1 pseudogene is annotated in these 271 nt (G+C 66.1%); it reads left to right on the top strand.

The features are described from left to right. Positions 1-271, top strand: a pseudogene (locus XH79_RS06760) (IS5/IS1182 family transposase); the annotation flags it as partial.

The following is a 271-nucleotide window of genomic DNA, read 5'->3' as shown; positions in this document are numbered from 1 at the left end:
GCGAGGAAGCACGGGGTCAGGCTGCGGCAATCCTATTGTCGCGTGGCCAAAAGCGCGGCGATGATGGCGGGCCGTTACGCTCATGCCAAACAGTTCAACCGGCATCAGCGGCAGCTGCGTATCCTACGCAGCCGGCTGGGGCGGATCATCCGCGACATCCGCCGCAAGATCGAAGGCCAGGCGACGCTGGAGGAGGCGTTCGCCCTCCCGCTTGGCCGGGCCACGCAGATCCGCTCGCAGCAGCAGCGCCAGCGCGGCTTCAAGCTTTATT

Origin of the sequence: Bradyrhizobium sp. CCBAU 45389, from assembly GCF_028128625.1 — a bacterium.
GTDB lineage: Bacteria > Pseudomonadota > Alphaproteobacteria > Rhizobiales > Xanthobacteraceae > Bradyrhizobium > Bradyrhizobium liaoningense_B.
The sequence above is the reverse complement of the archived record's forward strand: the minus strand, read 5'-3'. Positions and strand labels throughout refer to the sequence as shown.